Raw genomic sequence first — 3,170 nt, 5'->3', positions numbered from 1 at the left:
GGACAAGCCCTCGGCTTATTAGTACCGGTCAGCTCCACCCATTACTGGGCTTCCACATCCGGCCTATCAACCCAGTCGTCTACTGGGAGCCTTAACCCCTCAAGGGGGTGGGAGTCCTCATCTCGAAGCAGGCTTCCCGCTTAGATGCTTTCAGCGGTTATCCCTCCCGAACGTAGCCAACCAGCCATGCCCTTGGCAGAACAACTGGCACACCAGAGGTTCGTCCGTCCCGGTCCTCTCGTACTAGGGACAGCCCTTCTCAAGACTCCTACGCGCACAGCGGATAGGGACCGAACTGTCTCACGACGTTCTAAACCCAGCTCGCGTACCGCTTTAATGGGCGAACAGCCCAACCCTTGGGACCGACTCCAGCCCCAGGATGCGACGAGCCGACATCGAGGTGCCAAACCATCCCGTCGATATGGACTCTTGGGGAAGATCAGCCTGTTATCCCCGGGGTACCTTTTATCCGTTGAGCGACGGCGCTTCCACAAGCCACCGCCGGATCACTAGTCCCTACTTTCGTACCTGCTCGACCCGTCAGTCTCACAGTCAAGCTCCCTTGTGCACTTACACTCAACACCTGATTGCCAACCAGGCTGAGGGAACCTTTGGGCGCCTCCGTTACTCTTTAGGAGGCAACCGCCCCAGTTAAACTACCCACCAGACACTGTCCCTGATCCGGATCACGGACCGAGGTTAGACATCCAGCACGACCAGAGTGGTATTTCAACGACGACTCCACAATGGCTGGCGCCACCGCTTCACAGTCTCCCACCTATCCTACACAAGCCGAACCGAACACCAATATCAAGCTGTAGTAAAGGTCCCGGGGTCTTTCCGTCCTGCTGCGCGAAACGAGCATCTTTACTCGTAGTGCAATTTCACCGGGCCTGTGGTTGAGACAGTCGAGAAGTCGTTACGCCATTCGTGCAGGTCGGAACTTACCCGACAAGGAATTTCGCTACCTTAGGATGGTTATAGTTACCACCGCCGTTTACTGGCGCTTAAGTTCTCAGCTTCGCCCCGACGAATCAGAGCTAACCGGTCCCCTTAACGTTCCAGCACCGGGCAGGCGTCAGTCCGTATACATCGCCTTACGGCTTCGCACGGACCTGTGTTTTTAGTAAACAGTCGCTTCTCGCTGGTCTCTGCGGCCACCACCAGCTCAGGGAGCAAATCCCCTCACCAGCAATGGCCCCCCTTCTCCCGAAGTTACGGGGGCATTTTGCCGAGTTCCTTAACCACAGTTCACCCGAACGCCTCGGTATTCTCTACCTGACCACCTGAGTCGGTTTAGGGTACGGGCCGCCATGAAACTCGCTAGAGGCTTTTCTCGACAGCATAGGATCATCCACTTCACCACAATCGGCTCGGCATCAGGTCTCAGGCACATGTTGCGCGGATTTGCCTACGCAACGCCCTACACCCTTACCCCGGGACAACCACCGCCCGGGCTGGACTACCTTCCTGCGTCACCCCATCGCTCACCTACTACCACCTCGGGTCACCGGCTCCACCACTCCCCATCACTCCGAAGAGATCAAGGGCGGCTTCACGGGCTTAGCATCAGAGGGTTCAGCGCTGGCGCTTCAAAGCGGGTACCGGAATATCAACCGGTTGTCCATCGACTACGCCTGTCGGCCTCGCCTTAGGTCCCGACTTACCCTGGGCAGATCAGCTTGACCCAGGAACCCTTAGTCAATCGGCGCAAGAGTTTCCCACTCTTGTATCGCTACTCATGCCTGCATTCTCACTCGTGAACCGTCCACGACTCCCTTCCAGGGCCGCTTCACCCGGCACACGACGCTCCCCTACCCATCCGTACACCCGTTGGGGCTCCTGTACGAATGACACGACTTCGGCGGTACGCTTGAGCCCCGCTACATTGTCGGCGCGGAATCACTTGACCAGTGAGCTATTACGCACTCTTTCAAGGGTGGCTGCTTCTAAGCCAACCTCCTGGTTGTCTGTGCGACTCCACATCCTTTCCCACTTAGCGTACGCTTAGGGGCCTTAGTCGATGCTCTGGGCTGTTTCCCTCTCGACCACGGAGCTTATCCCCCGCAGTCTCACTGCCGCGCTCTCACTTACCGGCATTCGGAGTTTGGCTAAGGTCAGTAACCCGGTAGGGCCCATCGCCTATCCAGTGCTCTACCTCCGGCAAGAAACACACGACGCTGCACCTAAATGCATTTCGGGGAGAACCAGCTATCACGGAGTTTGATTGGCCTTTCACCCCTAACCACAGGTCATCCCCCAGGTTTTCAACCCTGGTGGGTTCGGTCCTCCACGCGGTCTTACCCACGCTTCAACCTGCCCATGGCTAGATCACTCCGCTTCGGGTCTTGGGCATGCGACTCAAACGCCCTATTCGGACTCGCTTTCGCTACGGCTACCCCACACGGGTTAACCTCGCCACACACCGCAAACTCGCAGGCTCATTCTTCAAAAGGCACGCAGTCACGACATACAAGCAAGCTTGCATGCGACGCTCCCACGGCTTGTAGGCACACGGTTTCAGGTACTATTTCACTCCGCTCCCGCGGTACTTTTCACCATTCCCTCACGGTACTATCCGCTATCGGTCACCAGGGAATATTTAGGCTTAGCGGGTGGTCCCGCCAGATTCACACGGGATTTCTCGGGCCCCGTGCTACTTGGGTGTCGTACAAGCAAGCCGCTAATGTTTCAGCTACGGGGGTCTTACCCTCTACGCCGGACCTTTCGCATGTCCTTCGCCTACATCAACGGTTTCTGACTCGCCCAGCCGCCGGCAGACGACTGAAGTACGATCCCACAACCCCACATGCGCAACCCCTGCCGGGTATCACACGCATACGGTTTGGCCTCATCCGGTTTCGCTCGCCACTACTCCCGGAATCACGGTTGTTTTCTCTTCCTGCGGGTACTGAGATGTTTCACTTCCCCGCGTTCCCTCCACACTGCCTATGTGTTCAGCAGCGGGTGACAGCCCATGACGACTGCCGGGTTTCCCCATTCGGACACCCCCGGATCAAAGCTTGGTTGACAGCTCCCCGGGGCCTATCGTGGCCTCCCACGTCCTTCATCGGTTCCTGGTGCCAAGGCATCCACCGTGCGCCCTTAAAAACTTGGCCACAGATGCTCGCGTCCACTATGCAGTTCTCAAACAACGACCCGTCACCCAA

1 rRNA gene is annotated in these 3,170 nt (G+C 57.5%); it reads right to left on the bottom strand.

Annotation, left to right across the window (positions count from 1 at the left end):
• Positions 1 to 3,119: ribosomal RNA gene (locus ACFW3D_RS42005) — 23S ribosomal RNA — on the bottom strand; the annotation flags it as partial.
• Between the last annotated feature and the right edge of the window lie 51 nt (positions 3,120 to 3,170).

The organism is Streptomyces sp. NPDC058864 (assembly GCF_042742985.1).
Classification (GTDB): Bacteria; Actinomycetota; Actinomycetes; order Streptomycetales; family Streptomycetaceae; genus Actinacidiphila.
This window is presented reverse-complemented; position numbering and strand designations above follow the sequence as displayed.